Here is a 16,219-nt window from a genome sequence, read left to right as displayed (position 1 = left end):
AAACTGAAACATGACGACGATTTAGATCAAGCCCGCTTCTTTCGCTAACTTATGCAAATTATTGTAGCCTAGCGTTGCATACGTCAGCGGATGCGCAATTGCAGGGTCTTGCTCTGCTTCAACCACTAACCAACCATTTTCATATTGGCTATTTTTCAATACCTTAAACACTTCAGGGTAGTTAACGCAGCCATCACCAGGTACGGTGAACACCCCTGCTAATACCGCATCTAAGAAGCTTGTTTTACGGTTTTTAACATCTTTTAGGACATCCGCTCGAACATCTTTGCAATGCACGTGGTTAATGCGTTTTGCCCAGCGTTTCGCCACTTCAACAGGATCTGCGCCAGCAAAGGTCAAGTGACCAGTATCTAGCAATAAACCGACTTCATCACCCGTGTGCTTCATTAAGTTATCAACATCTTCAGCTGACTCGATCACGGTTCCCATATGGTGGTGATAGGCGATTTTAACCCCTTGAGATAAGGTATATTTCGCAAATTCAGTCAGCTTCTTACCGTATTCTTCCCATTGATCCGCAGGGAACAATGGACGCATATGAACCGGTTTGTTTTGGTCTCCATGAATGCAATGCGTCACTTCCGCGAAAACCATCACTTTAGCGCCTAAATCACGCAGTAACGCTAAGTGTTCTTGTACCGCTTCAATTTCTTCTTCCACACTGCGAGATAATAGTTCTCCCGAATACCAGCCTGAAACCAGTTGTAAGTCATGCTGTTTTAAAATCGGCCCTAGAATCTCCGCTTTACGTGGAAATTTATTACCTAATTCAAAACCAGCAAAACCTGCTTGACGGCCTTCAGTTAAACATGTTTCTAGAGATGTTTCTGCCCCTAAAGTGGGTAAATCATCATTCGTCCATGTCAACGGATTAATACCAAGTTGGATTGCCATGATGAAGCTCCTGTGTAGGTAAAAGTAATATTATTTACGCTGACGCCATAGGGCTATCAGGTTTAAGTAATTGGTTTTAATTTTCTGCACCAGCTCATCGTCATTGATTTCACCTTTCATCCACTCCAACGAAGGCTTACCAAATAAAGTACGACCAACGGCAAATCCTTTGACGATTGATTTCCCAGCGGCTGCATTGAAACCTGCTTGCAGTTCTGCTTGCGGTGCATCAAGCCCTAATAACACAACACCACGGCAATATGGGTCACGTTCTTGAATTAATTGATCAACCGCATCCCAGTTTTCCGCTTGCAGTGGCGGTAATTTCCACCAATCTGGTTTGATACCTAAGTTATAGAAGCGTTTGATTGCGCGTAAATACAGCTCATCATTACGTTCCATATCCGCAGGCAATATCACTTCGAGTAGTAATTCATGCCCTGATTGGCAACAAGCGCTATACACTTCCTGAACTGTTTTTTCTTGCTCTAAGCGCAGTGGGTGGTTGTCTTCTGGATGGAAGAAGACCAAACATTTCACAATATGTTCTTTTGGCCAGCTAATCAGTTGAGAACCAATGTTTCCGTGCTCTAAACACAATGGTCTTGATGCAGGCAGCTCAATTGGACGGCCAATCCACCAGCCACGTCCAGTCACATCATTCAATACGTCTTGACCAAAGGTACTGTCGCAAAGTAGCCCAGCTTTACCTTGTAAATTCGCTTCTTCAGCCACTTCACTGCTGGCACGGAAAATCAATTTTTTCAGATAAGGGATACAGGAAATATCAACACCTGCATTACGAGCCATATCAACGAATTGAATACGATGGTCGAATGCCATAACACAAAGTTCATTCCATTGTGTACTCCGTGAAGTCACACGGTGTAGATGATTTAGCATTGGGTCGAGATCTGGGCGCGGTACTGCCGCAGCACGCTCAAGGTAATTATCTAACTCGATTTTTGTTGGCATTGCAGGCGCACAGCCATGGCGCGAAACCACTAAAGCCCCACAAGCATTCGCGTAGGCGCAGGCTTTTTCCCAACCATCACCGTTTAAATAACCACGCAGTAGACCAGACATAAATGCATCGCCAGCACCTAATACGTTAAGAACTTCAACTCGCACACCATGAACCGTGATCCCTTCGTCCAACGTTTCTGGGATCGCCCCGCTGAATACGGAGCAGCCAAGAGAACCGCGTTTACACACCAGTTCCGCATCCGTTAATTGGCGAATGTTCTTGAGTGCTTGTACCGTATCCGTTGTCCCGCCAGCAATATGAAACTCTTCTTCTGTCCCGACAATCAAATCGAACATCGATAACACGTCTTGCAGTTGTTGCGTGACGCTATCGGAAGCAATAAAGCGCGTTTCACCATCACCCAGTGAGGTCAGCCCCCATAAGACAGGGCGATAATCGATATCAATCGCTGTTTTGACGTTATTACGTTTAGCATATTCCAGTGCTTTCAATACTGCCGCACGCGTTTTCGGGTTCGATAAATGCGTTCCTGTAATTGCCAAACAGCGCGCAGATGCAATATATTCTTCAGTAAAGTCGTCAGGCGTAATTGCCATATCCGCGCAGTTATCACGATAGAAAATTAATGGGAAAGTATCCTGATCTTTAATCCCTAAGATAACTAATGCAGTTAATCTGTCTTTGTCCGTAATAAGATGGCTGGTATCACAGCCTACACGCTGCAATTCCTCACGTAAAAAGCGCCCCATGTGTTCATCCCCCACACGGGCAAGCATCGATGATTTCAACCCTTGTATTGCAGTGCCGAATGCAACGTTTCCTGAAGAGCCCCCTAAATATTTAGCAAACGAGCTCATATCTTCTAAACGAGAACCTATCTGTTGTCCGTACAGGTCAACGGCAATACGGCCCATACAGATAACATCTAACTTCTTCTGCTTATCCATTAATTACCCCTTAACTACAACAGAATTAATTGATTTCTTTTACTTTAACCCAGCGCTGCTCTTCATATGAGCGTTCAATGGCATCTAAAATACGCGAGACTTTCCAGCCTTCTTCAAAGTCAGGCCACATGGGTTTGCCTGTTGCAACACCATCAATTAAATCGCGTATTTCGACCGTTTTTTGATCATTAAAACCAATACCATGACCCGCAGCATTACAGAATGGTGCATAGTCTGGGTGCTCTGGTCCCACGAATATTGTTTTGAAACCTTGGCGGTTGCTTGGTTCATCATGGCGATAGAGCTTTAGCTCTGCCATTCTCTCTTGGGTGAAAGACAGCGTTCCTTTGGTACCTGTCACCACATAGGTCAGCCCCATTTTACGGCCTGCAGCAATACGGGATGTTTCGATAACCCCCATCGCACCACCGGCAAAGCGTACCATCGCATGGGCCTGATCTTCGTTTTCCACAGGAACCATCACCGATGACCCTGCTTTTTCTGGGCGCTGTTTAATCACGATATCCATATCACCACAGACGGTTTCAATGTCTCCTACGAGGAATTGCGCCATATTAATAATGTGCGCAGACAAATCCCCCAGCGCACCGAGCCCCGCTTTTGCTTTAAAACAGTGCCAGTGAATTGGCGCATTAGGGTCAGCCATATAATCTTCATTATGGGTACCATAAAAATGGATAACTTCGCCGATTTCACCATTAGCAATGATTTCTTTCGCAAGTTGCGAAGTGGGGTTTTTCATGTAGTTAAACCCTACTAAGGTTAAGACACCGGCCTTTTTAGCCGCTTCAACCATCTCCTTTGCATCTTCAGAGTTAAGTGCTAATGGTTTCTCACAATAAACATGTTTACCATGCTTGATAGCTTCCATTGCCATTTCTTTGTGCAGGAAATTAGGCGAACAAATATCCACTACATCAATATTTGGATCTGCAACTAATTTGCGCCAATCATCTGTAGCACGGTTAAAACCCATTTCCTGCGCTCGGGTTTGTGCTAGCTCAGGGGTAATTTCTGCAATCATTTCGCGAACCAATTTCCCCTGCAATGGAAAAACGGTTGGTGCTTGTGCATAAGCAATGGCATGAGCTCGCCCTATATAGCCAGTACCTATCATCCCGATACGGATCTCTTTCATCTGTTCTACCTCTCGCTCATTTCCTGTAGTGCAATGGCTGGCCCAATATTCGTTCCAGATTTTATTTCAATAATCATGTTATACGGAACATTCGTTTCACTTTCAATATCATTGGAAATATTAATTTCATTATGTGATCTAACGTTAACTTTTGATGTAATTAGTTAATTTATAAGAAAATAAACATTCAATTCAGAGGAGTAGAAAACAATAGAGGCGTAATAAAGCGGAATAAAATGAAATAGAATAACTAAAAATGAAATTTATTGAGTATGGGATCTGACAAAAATCCCATACTCCCTTCAAAATCAAAACTAACGATGAAGAATACTTAAAAACTCTTCTTTACTAGAGGTTAGAGACAATGCATTTGCAATAAATTCGTCACTGAAAATCAACGCTATTTCCCTAAGGACATCAATATGTTCCCTTGATTTTGCAATCACACCGATTGCGATAAACATCACATTGGTTCTATCCCATATAACACCATCAGGGAATTGAAAAATTTCAACACCAGTATGCAAGATAATATCATTAGCTGACTTAGGGAGATGTGGCAACGTAATACCATTCCCCAAGAATGTTGATATTTGTTGTTCTCTTTCCATTAGGAAATGGACACAATCTCTATCAACATAGCCTTTATTTTTAAATTCCGTACCCACCATTTTTAATACTTCAGCTTTATTTCTTGCTTGGCAACCTAAATGCAAATTACTTGTGGTCAGTTGTTCTATCATATCCAACCCTCGATTAAGTTAATTAGGTATATTCACACCACCAATAATTAATAATTACATTGATGAGAGTTCTTCTTCTAATTGTTCTAATGATTTGTTTGATGTTTCTGGTAATAACTTCACAACAAAAATGATAGCTAAGTAGTTTATTACCGCAAATATTAAGAATACTGGGCCTAAACCAAGTTCAGCTTGTAACACAGGGAATAAATAACTCACAATCGCATTCATAATCCACATAAAGAAGACCGAGATCCCCATGGATAACCCACGGATTTTAAGTGGAAATAGCTCTGCAAGTACCACCCAAGTTAAAAAGCCCATCGTTCCTTGCATAACCCCTACAAATACCGCGCCAAGTAACCAAATTAATGTGGCTTTAATATCCCCGGTTAAGAAGTAGTCTGCTGCTGCAATTAATAAATGTAACGATGCCATTAGTGCAAAACCACCAACTATCAGTGTCTTACGCTTAAATCTGTCGACAAGGAATAACACCCCTATCACCATACCACCGACAGAAAAAACACCATTTAATACGTTGAAAACTAAAGAGGTTTGCTCAGAAAAACCCGCTGTTTTGAGAATTTCTGTGCCATAATACATAATAACGTTAACCCCAGTCGTTTGCTGTAATGCCGCCCACACCATCCCAATTAATACCAATTTAAAAATCCAAGGCGTGTTAAAAATTAACGCTAAATTTTGTTTATTGGCATTCGGATGACGTTTAGCTTCCGCAGCTTCAACATCTAATAACGTCACGATATCTTCATATTCTTGAATTGCACGTTTTTCAGGACGAATTTGCTTCAGTATTTTCAAGGCTTCTTCACGACGGTTTTTACTCATTAACCAACGTGGGCTTTCAGGTGCTTTCCACATACCAAATAGCAGGCAAAATGCGGGGACTGCTTGTACCAACAGCATATAACGCCAGACATCAGGAAGGTGACCCCAAATAGAACCAATAATCGCATTAATCGCAAATGCCGCTAGCTGTCCGATAACAATGGCAACTTCATTTAGTCCAGTGAGTTTTCCCCGCATTTCAGTTGGGGCAACTTCAGAAATAAATGTCGGTGCCGTCACCGAGGCCCCACCAACAGCAAAGCCCAATATAAACCGTGCAATAAGAAGAACTTCAATATTTGGTGCAGCCGCAGATAAAAATGCCCCAAATAAAAACAGAAATGAGAGATAAAGCAAATAAGTACGGCGCCCAATAAAGTCAGCGATACGACCACCACAAACACTGCCTAATGCTGCCCCCACGAGCAGGACACTCATTACCAGCCCCTCCGTGGTTGGTGTTAAGCCCATGTTTTCTTTCAGTGATGAGAACGCACCATTAATGACGCCTGTATCATAACCAAATAATAATCCACCAAAGGTTGCAACTAAGGTTATTTGATGCAACCTTTTTCTCTGTTGTTGATTGAGATTCATGATTAATGACATATTATTACCTTATTATTTGAATCATTATGTCTTACCAAGAAACAATTTTTAAATATTTAAATAAATGCTCAATATTAAATAATGAAAGAGGTTTCTGGCACTCTATTTGAATCGCTACTTTGCTAGCTTTAGGCCTGATCTATCAATTTATTGAAAATCGTTTTCGCAAATGTAAAACGACAAATACATCAGTTAAATTAAAGAAAGTAAGATTGTAAAAAGCTCCAATTAATCTCGGAATATTGAAAGCCCAAAGAGTATTAAATAAAATGTAAGGTCTATATTTTATATATTCATTTATAAATGAATATATTTTATATTGCGGCCAAAAATAGATTCTTAACCGCAATTTTATAAACAAGCTAAATAGCATTCACCGTATGAATTACAATTTGACTTCTTTACCTGTTTTTAATGATTCCAGCGCTTTGTCTGCGAGATACAGAGCTAGTTCGCCATCAATACCTGTCGTTTCAGACTCTGCACGGCCTGCTAAGATATCAACAAAATGCTGCCACTCTGCTTTGTATGCTTCATGGTAACGTTGCAAGAAGAAATACTCTGGCTTGGCGGATAAGCATCCAACTTCACTTAACAACGCAACACTATTCTCTTTAATATTACCAGCCGTTAATAAGCCTTTTTCACCATGTAATTCAATCCGTTGATCATAGCCATAACCCGAACGACGGCTGTTCGAGATGGTCGCCATCGCACCAGATGGGAATGTTAAGATAATAAACGCGGTATCAATATCACCTGCTTGCCCGATAGCAGGGTCAACAACATTGCTGCCTTGTGCGTAGACAGAGCAAGGCTCTTCGCCAATCATAAAACGCGCCATATCAAAATCATGAATCGTCATATCTCTGAACATACCACCCGATACTTTGACATAATCTGCCGGTGGTGGTGACGGATCACGAGACGTGATAATTAAAGATTCTGCTTTACCAATCGCACCTTGTTGGAATAAGTTTTTCAAGTGGCGAAATTGAGGATCATAACGACGGTTAAAACCAATAAACAATGGAACATTATGTTCTTTCACGCTTTTTAAACACTGCTTCACACGTTCAAGATCAAGGTGAACTGGTTTTTCGCAAAAAATCACTTTTTTATGTTTTGCTGCGAGTTCGATTAAATCAGCGTGTGTATCTGTGGCTGAAGCAATTAAAACACCCTGTACATTAGGGTCTTGCATCGCTTCTTCTGTTGTCTGTACTTTTGCTTGGTACTTTTCAGCCAAGGCAACCGCATTGGGTTGATAAGGATCGATGACAGAATAAAGTTGAGTTTCTTTATGGCCGGCAATATTAACAGCATGAACCTGTCCGATACGTCCTGCGCCGAATAGTGCTATATTGAACATTCAAATGCTCCTTGATACCTTAAATCCACTATTTGGATATTACGGAATATACCAAATAAAACGTTCATTTCAATTTATAATTTTTTGGAAATTATATTTTTGGGCTCTAGCTAACAAATGTTATATTAAAGTGTATTTTTAGTGTTATTTAGATCACAAATTGACAATGCAAGCGGCCACTATTTAACAATAAAGTCTGTGCTCCATGGCACATTAGTTTTCCAGTGACTCTTTTTTATTTCTTCATGCTTTAATAAATAAAACAATTATTTCAATAACATTGTTTTTAAACCATAAAAACCATAAAAAAACCCAGCTAAAGCTGGGTTAATAATCCAAATAATTCGATCTGTATGCCAGCAGCAGATGCTGGCTAGCCGTCTCCCATACAACTTAAAACATGGCTATGTAGAACGACAAGTGGTAACCACTCTGTAAATGAATACCAAAACAATCCCTACTAAATTTCCAGTAACAACCCTACGAGTAACATCTGACACGAAAAACATCCCTCGACGGCAAAACACCGTCGAGTTATTTCGATAATATAGAGCACTACCACAATACCTTGATTAATAAAGACGAACTTTATGCTCAACCATCTCTTTAATTTTCTCAGCGGAAGCAACTATCTGTGGCTTTTTAGAAACTTGTGCTGTTCCTGTCCGCCACCATGCCTCATAACCATCGGTCATTGTTTTAGGAAGTACTTTAATATCAATCAATACACAGCCTGAATGGGACTTAGCATCTTCCAGTGCTGCAATCAATTGTTTCTCATCATGTACCCGATAACTTTTACAACCGTAGCTTTCCGCATTTTTAGCAAAATCCACCTTCACTAACGGCCCATCCATTAAGCCTGTCTGTGGGTTTCTATAACGGTTTTCTGTGCCGAAACTCCCCATACCTTGACTCATTTGCAGGTTATTAATACAACCAAATCCTGCATTATCAAACAATAAGATGGTGATCTTAATATTTTCCTGAATCGCAGTTTGTAATTCACTGTGTAGCATCAAGTAAGAGCCGTCTCCGACCATCGCATAAACAGGTTGTTTCGGCGCCGCGATTTTAGCCCCAACTGCGGCGGCAATTTCGTACCCCATGCATGAATAACCATATTCAAGATGGTATGTATCTCGTTGTTTTGGTAACCAAATACGCTGTAGATCCCCCGGTAGTGAACCTGCGGCTCCTACAATAATTGCATCATCTTCCATGTATTGCTGCATTAAACCCAATACCCGAGTTTGAGCCAGTTCCGTACCTAATGTTTTACTGTATTCGTCAAGTTTATCATCAAGCTGACCTGCAATTTCAGGTACAAAATCCAATGGTCGGTACTGAATACTAAACAAACGATCCAGTTCATTTTTCCATTGTTGCTTAGCCTGTTGGATTTCCATCCCCCACTGAGTTTGGTAATGGGAGTCTTTCATTTTTATATCAATCGCTTGCAAAGCTTCCTTCGCATCAGCAACCACTTTCAATGCATCCAACTTACTAGCATCAAACTCTGCAACGTTGATATTTAAGAATTTAACATTTGGATGGCTAAACAACGACTTAGATGCTGTCGTAAAGTCAGTAAAACGGGTGCCGACACCAATGACTAAGTCCGCTTCTTTAGCCAACAAGTTTGCAGCTAGCCCGCCTGTCGTCCCAATTCCCCCCATATTTAATGGGTGGCTGGCAATGATGGCACTTTTGCCTGCTTGAGTTTCGCCAAATGGAATGCCGTAATCTTCCGCAAATTGCAAAAAGGCATCATGCGCTTCGGAATAACGCACACCACCACCACAGACCAGAAGGGGTTTTTTCTTACTGCGGATCAGACTCACCGCTTCTTCGATGCTTATCGTGGTTGGCGGTCGACGCTCAATACGATGGACTCGTTTTTCAAAAAAGTAGTCAGGGTAATCCCATGCTTCACCTTGCACATCTTGCGGTAAACAGACTGTTACAGCCCCTGTATCTGCTGGGTCAGTGAGTACTCGCATAGCATTGACCATCGCGGCCATCAGTTGTTCCGGCCGCGAGATCCGATCCCAATAACGTGAAACCGGACGAAAACAATCATTTGTGCTTATTGTTCCATCCCCATACTGTTCAACTTGCTGCAATACAGGATCGGGCTGGCGAGTCGCAAAAGTGTCTCCTGGTAGCAATAATAATGGGATACGATTGGCTGTCGCCGTGGCCGCAGCGGTGATCATATTCGCGGCACCTGGGCCAACAGAGGATGTAACCGCAAAAATTTGTTTACGTTTTTTTTGCTTTGCAAAGCCTGTCGCAATATGCGCCATGCCTTGCTCATTACACCCTTGATAAACGCGTAGATGGCCAGGCGCTTCTTCAAGCGCCTGACCTAAACCCACAACATTACCATGGCCAAAAATCGTAAATACTCCCTGAATAAACGGATACTGCTCACCATCAACATCAATATATTGTTGGTTTAGAAATTTAACCAACGCTTGAGCTGTTGTCATTTTCTGCTTATTCATACGGGTCTCCGTTTATTCCATGGTTGGCATTGTGAAACTACTTTCATGGTGCTCTAAGCGAACACTGGCAGGCCAACGGCTCGTGACTGTTTTCATGCGAGTATAGAAGCGAACACCGTCATTTCCATGTACATTTAATGGGCCAAAAATAGACCGTTTCCACCCACCAAAGCTGTGGAATGCCATTGGGACTGGGATGGGTATGTTGATCCCGACCATTCCTGCTTGGACATTTTCTTGGAATTCACGAGCCGTTTCGCCATCACGAGTGAAAATAGCCGTTCCATTACCATATTCGTGTTGGTTAATCAGTTTCAAACCGGTTCCGAAGTCAGGGACACGTACCACCGCTAATACAGGTCCAAAAATTTCTTCTTTATAAATGTCCATTTCAGGGGTGACATTATCAAATAATGTTGGCCCTACAAAATACCCATTTTCGAAGCCTGTCACTTTAAAATCGCGACCATCGACCAATAATGTCGCGCCTTGCTTTTCACCGCTAGTAATATAGTCACAAATTTTAGCTTTATGCTGCGATGAAATAACCGGCCCCATATCATTTTCTTTGCCTTCCGTAATACCCGGGCCAACGGACATTTTAGCAATTTGACCTTTCAGGTTAGCAATGAGCGCATCTGCCGTTTCATCACCGACAGCTAAGACGACGGATAATGCCATACAACGTTCACCTGCCGCACCAAATGCCGCCCCCATGATAGCATTCGCTGCCTGCCCCATATCCGCATCAGGCATTAAGATACAATGGTTTTTCGCTCCACCGAGTGCTTGGCAACGTTTACCATGAGCGGATGCCGTTGTGTAAATATATTCAGCAATCGGCGTTGAGCCAACAAAACTAACGGCTTGAACTTCTGGTGCAGTTAAGAGAACATCAACGGATTCTTTGTCCCCTTGGACAACATTAAATACCCCATCAGGCAAACCCGCTTCTTTTAATAGCTTAGCTAGCGCTAACGCTAAAGAAGGGTCTTTTTCTGAAGGTTTTAAAACAAAGGTATTGCCTGTCGCAATAGCCACTGGGAACATCCACATAGGGACCATAGCGGGGAAATTAAATGGTGTAATTCCCGCACATACCCCCAGAGGTTGCATTAATGAGTGGCTATCAACCCCTGTCGCAACATTCGCAGAGTGTTCACCTTTTTGTAAATGAGGAATACCGCATGCAAATTCAACGACTTCCAATCCTCGGGTTAATTCTCCGACCGCATCAGAAAAAACTTTACCGTGTTCTCTTGAAATTAAACGTGCTAGTTCATCCATATTTTCTTCAAGCAACGCTTTAAATTTAAATAAAATCCGAGAACGTTTTAACGGGGAAAGTTTTGACCACTTAGGAAATGCTTTATGCGCAATCTCGATGGCTTTTTTTGTTTCATCCGCGCTACTCAGTGCCACCTGTGCAATTTGCTCACCCGTTGCCGGGTTGAATACCGGTGCAAAGCGCCCACTTTTGCTGGATACTATTTCACCACCAATGAAATTATGAATCTGTTCCATGTTGCCTCTCTTTAGCTGACAGAGTTACCTAGTTACTCAATGTATATGAAATATTTGTTTCATTTACAACTAAAATTGAAATAACATTCAGTTTATGTGATCTAGACAAAGTTTTTGTGAAATTTTAATCGCGACTAAAAAAATACCAATCCTAAACTTATGTCAATCACCTATTTATTGGCTATTTTGCCGTTGTATTGAGCTAAACATGGCCTTCTTTCAATCAAGAAAATCAGAGAGCAAATTGATGTAAGCTGTTCAATTTATTATCCCAAATTCAAATTATTTCACGATCCTAAAAAAAGAAAATTTTTAAAGTTGAACTAAGTGTTTCAAAAAGATTCGACTAACGCTGTAAAACAACTACAATTAGAGCCAAATTCTGGAGGTTATATGTCAAGTGCATCAAATTTGAATGAGTTTCAAGAGCAAGTTCGCTCGCGATATGACGAATTAAGTAAACGGCTACAACAAGTAGCACGCTACGTATTAGACAATACAAATAGCGTCGCATTTGATACTGTCGCCGTCATTGCGAAAGAAGCTAAGGTTCCGCCTTCGACGCTGATCCGTTTTGCAAATGCGTTTAATTTCAGTGGGTTTAATGAAATGAAACAATTGTTTCGCATGAACCTTGTTGAAGAAACCGCCAGCTACACAGATAGAGCACGTATGTTTCGTGAAATGGACGGTTCCCAAGAGCTGGGCGATGACCCATCACAGATTTTGAAAGAATTTGCGCATTCTAATGCCCAAGCTTTACAGCAAATGGCTGCGAGAACGCCTGCTGAAGATATCGAAAAAGCCGTATCGCTATTAGCGAATGCACAAAATATCTACATTATCGGTTTACGTCGTTCATTCAGCGTTGCAACCTATTTAAGTTACGCTCTTAGCCATTTAGAATGTCGCCCCGTACTCATTGATGGACTTGGCGGGATGTTCAAAGAGCAGATCAGCAGGATCAGCGAAAATGACGTCGTTATTTCAATCAGTTTCACACCTTACGCCTCAGAAACTGTCATGGTCAGCGAAAAAGCGGCCCAAGCAGGTGCACAACAAATCGTGATTACTGACAGCCAAATCAGCCCGTTGGCAAGTTTTAGTGATGTTTGTTTTGTGATCAAAGAAGCCCAAGTAGATGCATTTCGTTCGCAGTCAGCCACCTTATGTTTAGCACAATCACTAACCGTTGCATTAGCCTATCGTCAGGGTAGCAGCTTAGTCTAAGTTATACGGCTCTGTAATTAAACACCTCCATTAATTCAGAGCCTCTTCCAATCCTCTCCCTCATTAACATAAACGTATTTATTGAATGTTAATTAAGTTTCATCTTTTTCTTGGATTTGTGAATCTCATCAGAAAATACAAATTCCAAAAAGACAATCAAATGAAATTATTATTTCGTCCTGCTATGTTGGGATTATTTCTCGTGTCAGATAAAACCATAATAAGGGCTAAGCATGTTAAATACACACTTTCTTTATTTACTCGGGCATCTTCGCTTACTTGAGGAACAACATTCTGTCACGTCCCTTAATCGCTCTGGTATAGGTTTAATCGGTACAACACCTTATAACCAGCTTTATATCGATGCGATAAAATGTTGCGCTCATCATAGTGAGCTAAAGTCAATTTGCCAGTTGTCCCCATCACTCCCTTCTATGACTGACTTTATGTGCCAAAAGAGAAAGATTGAAGAGTTGATCAACCATGATGATGTCGATTGCATCATCATGACATCCACTTGCAGTGATGAGTTACTCAAATTTGCGATTCATACTGCTGTAATTGCAGGAAAAGATATCCTATTAAATGACATCCCCAACTATAATGAAATCAAACTAAAGGAAGTGCTAGAGGAAGCGGCGCGGCATGGTGTATTCATTGGTTATAACCAACCTTTTAGCTTTGATAACCAGTTCAGTCAAATAAAAACCGCTTTAATGTCTAAACATGGCTTAGAAACAGGGTTATTACGTCTCACAACACATAGAATATGTGAGGCTGAAAATCAATTACCATTCAATATATTACGAAACACTATCACAAAAAATATAGAATTATTGTTATCTTTAATGCCTGATGTTCTACTTTCAAACCCGGCAATTCAATACTCACATCCTTTTATGAAAAGAGCTGATGGCGATGTGTTGATGATCAATTTTCGCCAAAATGGCGGGTTATTGATTTCATTTGAAATCTTTTTCAATACAGGAAAGATCTCAGACAAATTGTCTTTAAAACAATGCAATAACCGATATGAAGTAGCGAAAAAAATCTCTTTTAATGAGAAAAATCAAGAGATTAATCAAAATAATTTTATTGTAGAGCAACTCGACCAATTTATTTTAAAACTCGCTAGCAACACAAAGTTAGCTAAGATTAATCAATGGAGTCGCGCTAATAAACTAACTGATAAAGTCATAAAACAGCTGAATACCTATGGATATATTTGATTACTGAAAATATAAAGATAATTCTAATAGTAACATGCAATATTATTTTACTGGTGAATAATACAATGATGTTTGTAACACACTTAATTCACTTATAATCAATGTAATGAGCTATATGTACCACCATTTATATTAACAACGCCATATAAAAAAGACGTAGGGTCAACATTGAAAAGATAAGCAAATTGAAATAATGAATCAACATCAATACAACTTTCTCCAGTCTCGAATCGATTCATTTCTTCTTCTGTTACACCGATTAAGCTGGCCATTCTTTCTATCGATATTTTATGGTTTTCTCGTTGTTTTCGGATTTTTATCCCTAGCATTTTAGCAATGCTTTCCTTGCCCATAATAACCTCTACTAAATATTAAAATGAATATTATTAACCGGTGCGTAAATTATCACCAACCATAAATTTATAAATTGACTTAAAATAATAAAATCCTAATTAAACAAGTCAATTTAAGATAATCCAACAATGAAATTAAAATAAAAAATTAGATAACCAGATGATATAACTAGATTAAATCAGTTTCATTATTTCACTTTCGTTGTGACGCTCATCACATAAAATGTAAAGTTTAAGCGATATAGAAACTAGATTATCGTCTATCAACGACTAAAAAATTGTATTTCCAGTTTAACTAGATTTTAGCTTACATTTTCATTTTGATAAAATCATATTACCAAATTTAATGTTATAACCTTAGGAAATTCGTGACATTTTGTATTCATGCGTATCAATAAGTTTCCATAACGCAATTATAATAAAGAAAAATTTTCCCCATCATAAAAAAAGACGTTTTTTTTTATTTATTAGTCGAAATTACAAGATTAGTTTTAGATTATAAAAATAAGATGATTTATAATAGACTTATAGGGGAAAAGTACTTTTCAAGGTTAGTAAGTTACATTATATCACTCTTATTTTGAATCTCTAAAATAGATTGCTATAACAGTTTGTTTTAGATGCAAATAAAATCATTCCTCTACATTTATGCCATATTCATTACTTTCAGTCTATACACAGCATGTAAAAATTAGACAAATTATGTAAACGCCAAATAGGTGTACTTTAGTATTCACTCCCTCACCCTCTCAAAACTTACTTAACTTCACATCTTTTTAATAAAATTGTCAGTTAGCATGCTATCCTATTACGAGCACCTATGAATACTTGCTACTCATCGCACAAAGTTATTATATGGCTTCTTATTTTTATTGGTAAGTAAAGAGACCTGAAAGGATAATCATGCTACAAGAAAGTGTTATCAGGGAAATTATTCTCTGGATAGAACAAAATTTAGAATCACGCCTATCCCTAGATACTGTTGCCGATAAATCAGGATACACAAAATGGCACTTTCAGCGCCTATTTAAAAACCAAACAGGGCTCGCTCTTGGCTCCTATATCCGAGCAAGACGTCTTTCTTGTTCTGCTGTCGCATTACGACTAACAAATGACAGCATAATGGATATTTCTCTAAGATACCGTTTTGACTCACAACAAACTTTTTGTCGTGCATTTAAAAAGCAATTTAATCTGACACCTTCTGAATATAGAAAACGAGAAGGCTGGAAAGTTGAAGGGTTCTGTTTACCGCTACGAGAGAGTAAAGAACTCAACGTGAGTGTTAAATTGACCCAGTTACCGGCAATCAATTTACTTGGCACTAAACATCGTTACACTAAAGATATTAATGAATGGAATCTAAAAACGGATGAGTTGCGTCGGTACTATTGGATGGCTTTTTTTGATAAAAACCCTTATGTCACTCAGCATCTATATGCTATCCATGGTATTGACCAAAGTGCTAACGCAGAAGGGCATTTCCTATATACCACGGCTCTAGATGAACAAGATGTAGATATCGAACTTCCGCAAGCAACAAACTTACAGTTACCCTCTGGAAATTACTTAGAAATCAAAATTACTAGTAGCCTTCATGGTATAGATTATAATGATATTATCTATACTGCTTATGGGAAAGTACTTGCTGAAATGGATATCGTCCGTGGAGAAGGGCCTGATGTGGAACAATATGTCCTAAAATCTAAACCCTCTTATGAGGCATTCATTAATGATTCACGCAACTTCATTCAAGAACTAAATTATTATATTCCCGTTATTATTTAA

12 protein-coding genes are annotated in these 16,219 nt (G+C 39.8%); 3 read left to right on the top strand and 9 right to left on the bottom strand.

The annotated features are described in order from the left end of the window. Positions 1-21 precede the first annotated feature (21 nt). From iolE to PSF42_RS08445, 8 genes are all read right to left on the bottom strand, one after another. A complete protein-coding gene (gene iolE / locus PSF42_RS08480; RefSeq protein WP_213914174.1) occupies positions 22-915 on the bottom strand; it encodes a myo-inosose-2 dehydratase in 894 nt (297 codons plus the stop codon). A gap of 30 nt (positions 916-945) precedes the next feature. Further along, positions 946-2,850, bottom strand: a complete 1,905-nt coding sequence (locus tag PSF42_RS08475; protein WP_125891455.1) for a bifunctional 5-dehydro-2-deoxygluconokinase/5-dehydro-2-deoxyphosphogluconate aldolase — start codon at positions 2,848-2,850, stop codon at positions 946-948. A 25-nt stretch (positions 2,851-2,875) separates the two neighbouring features. Then, positions 2,876-4,009: a Gfo/Idh/MocA family protein gene (locus PSF42_RS08470; RefSeq protein ID WP_213914173.1), complete on the bottom strand. Its 1,134-nt coding sequence runs from the start codon at positions 4,007-4,009 to the stop codon at positions 2,876-2,878. Between the two features lie 314 nt (positions 4,010-4,323). Next, a complete protein-coding gene (locus PSF42_RS08465) occupies positions 4,324-4,752 on the bottom strand; it encodes a PTS sugar transporter subunit IIA (protein WP_125891457.1) in 429 nt (142 codons plus the stop codon). 54 nt (positions 4,753-4,806) lie between these two features. Next, positions 4,807-6,213: a sugar porter family MFS transporter gene (locus PSF42_RS08460; protein WP_125891458.1), complete on the bottom strand. Its 1,407-nt coding sequence runs from the start codon at positions 6,211-6,213 to the stop codon at positions 4,807-4,809. A gap of 385 nt (positions 6,214-6,598) precedes the next feature. Further along, positions 6,599-7,585, bottom strand: coding sequence for an inositol 2-dehydrogenase (gene iolG, locus PSF42_RS08455; protein ID WP_272679834.1), 987 nt, complete (start codon positions 7,583-7,585; stop codon positions 6,599-6,601). 572 nt (positions 7,586-8,157) lie between these two features. Continuing rightward, positions 8,158-10,095, bottom strand: a complete 1,938-nt coding sequence (gene iolD, locus PSF42_RS08450) for a 3D-(3,5/4)-trihydroxycyclohexane-1,2-dione acylhydrolase (decyclizing) (protein ID WP_125891460.1) — start codon at positions 10,093-10,095, stop codon at positions 8,158-8,160. Positions 10,096-10,107: 12 nt separating this feature from the next. Next, positions 10,108-11,619 (bottom strand): CoA-acylating methylmalonate-semialdehyde dehydrogenase, encoded by a 1,512-nt coding sequence (locus PSF42_RS08445; RefSeq protein ID WP_125891461.1) that lies wholly within the window; start codon positions 11,617-11,619, stop codon positions 10,108-10,110. A gap of 393 nt (positions 11,620-12,012) precedes the next feature. Between PSF42_RS08445 and PSF42_RS08440 the strand changes: the two genes are divergently transcribed. Both PSF42_RS08440 and PSF42_RS08435 read left to right on the top strand, forming a co-directional pair. Next, positions 12,013-12,849: a MurR/RpiR family transcriptional regulator gene (locus PSF42_RS08440; RefSeq protein WP_036958475.1), complete on the top strand. Its 837-nt coding sequence runs from the start codon at positions 12,013-12,015 to the stop codon at positions 12,847-12,849. Positions 12,850-13,082: 233 nt separating this feature from the next. Then, positions 13,083-14,078, top strand: a complete 996-nt coding sequence (locus tag PSF42_RS08435; RefSeq protein WP_272679833.1) for a hypothetical protein — start codon at positions 13,083-13,085, stop codon at positions 14,076-14,078. A 98-nt stretch (positions 14,079-14,176) separates the two neighbouring features. Here PSF42_RS08435 and PSF42_RS08430 read toward each other — a convergent pair whose 3' ends face one another. After that, positions 14,177-14,431 carry a helix-turn-helix domain-containing protein gene (locus tag PSF42_RS08430; protein WP_125891463.1) on the bottom strand — a complete coding sequence of 85 codons (255 nt, stop codon included), beginning with the start codon at positions 14,429-14,431 and terminating at the stop codon, positions 14,177-14,179. Positions 14,432-15,334: 903 nt separating this feature from the next. On the opposite strand from PSF42_RS08430, the gene PSF42_RS08425 reads away from it, so the two are divergent. Further along, positions 15,335-16,219: a helix-turn-helix domain-containing protein gene (locus PSF42_RS08425; RefSeq protein ID WP_125891464.1), complete on the top strand. Its 885-nt coding sequence runs from the start codon at positions 15,335-15,337 to the stop codon at positions 16,217-16,219.

It is taken from the genome of Providencia sp. PROV032 (genome assembly GCF_028484875.1).
In the GTDB taxonomy this organism is placed as follows: domain Bacteria; phylum Pseudomonadota; class Gammaproteobacteria; order Enterobacterales; family Enterobacteriaceae; genus Providencia; species Providencia rettgeri_E.
This window is presented reverse-complemented; position numbering and strand designations above follow the sequence as displayed.

Excerpts from the sequence above, each read along its gene's own strand:
- iolE (WP_213914174.1), bottom strand. The coding sequence starts at position 915 with ATGGCAATCCAACTTGGTATTAATCCGTTGACATGGACGAATGATGAT.
- PSF42_RS08475 (WP_125891455.1), bottom strand. The coding sequence starts at position 2,850 with ATGGATAAGCAGAAGAAGTTAGATGTTATCTGTATGGGCCGTATTGCC.
- PSF42_RS08470 (WP_213914173.1), bottom strand. The coding sequence starts at position 4,009 with ATGAAAGAGATCCGTATCGGGATGATAGGTACTGGCTATATAGGGCGA.
- PSF42_RS08465 (WP_125891457.1), bottom strand. The coding sequence starts at position 4,752 with ATGATAGAACAACTGACCACAAGTAATTTGCATTTAGGTTGCCAAGCA.
- PSF42_RS08460 (WP_125891458.1), bottom strand. The coding sequence starts at position 6,213 with ATGTCATTAATCATGAATCTCAATCAACAACAGAGAAAAAGGTTGCAT.
- iolG (WP_272679834.1), bottom strand. The coding sequence starts at position 7,585 with ATGTTCAATATAGCACTATTCGGCGCAGGACGTATCGGACAGGTTCAT.
- iolD (WP_125891460.1), bottom strand. The coding sequence starts at position 10,095 with ATGAATAAGCAGAAAATGACAACAGCTCAAGCGTTGGTTAAATTTCTA.
- PSF42_RS08445 (WP_125891461.1), bottom strand. The coding sequence starts at position 11,619 with ATGGAACAGATTCATAATTTCATTGGTGGTGAAATAGTATCCAGCAAA.
- PSF42_RS08440 (WP_036958475.1), top strand. The coding sequence starts at position 12,013 with ATGTCAAGTGCATCAAATTTGAATGAGTTTCAAGAGCAAGTTCGCTCG.
- PSF42_RS08435 (WP_272679833.1), top strand. The coding sequence starts at position 13,083 with ATGTTAAATACACACTTTCTTTATTTACTCGGGCATCTTCGCTTACTT.
- PSF42_RS08430 (WP_125891463.1), bottom strand. The coding sequence starts at position 14,431 with ATGGGCAAGGAAAGCATTGCTAAAATGCTAGGGATAAAAATCCGAAAA.
- PSF42_RS08425 (WP_125891464.1), top strand. The coding sequence starts at position 15,335 with ATGCTACAAGAAAGTGTTATCAGGGAAATTATTCTCTGGATAGAACAA.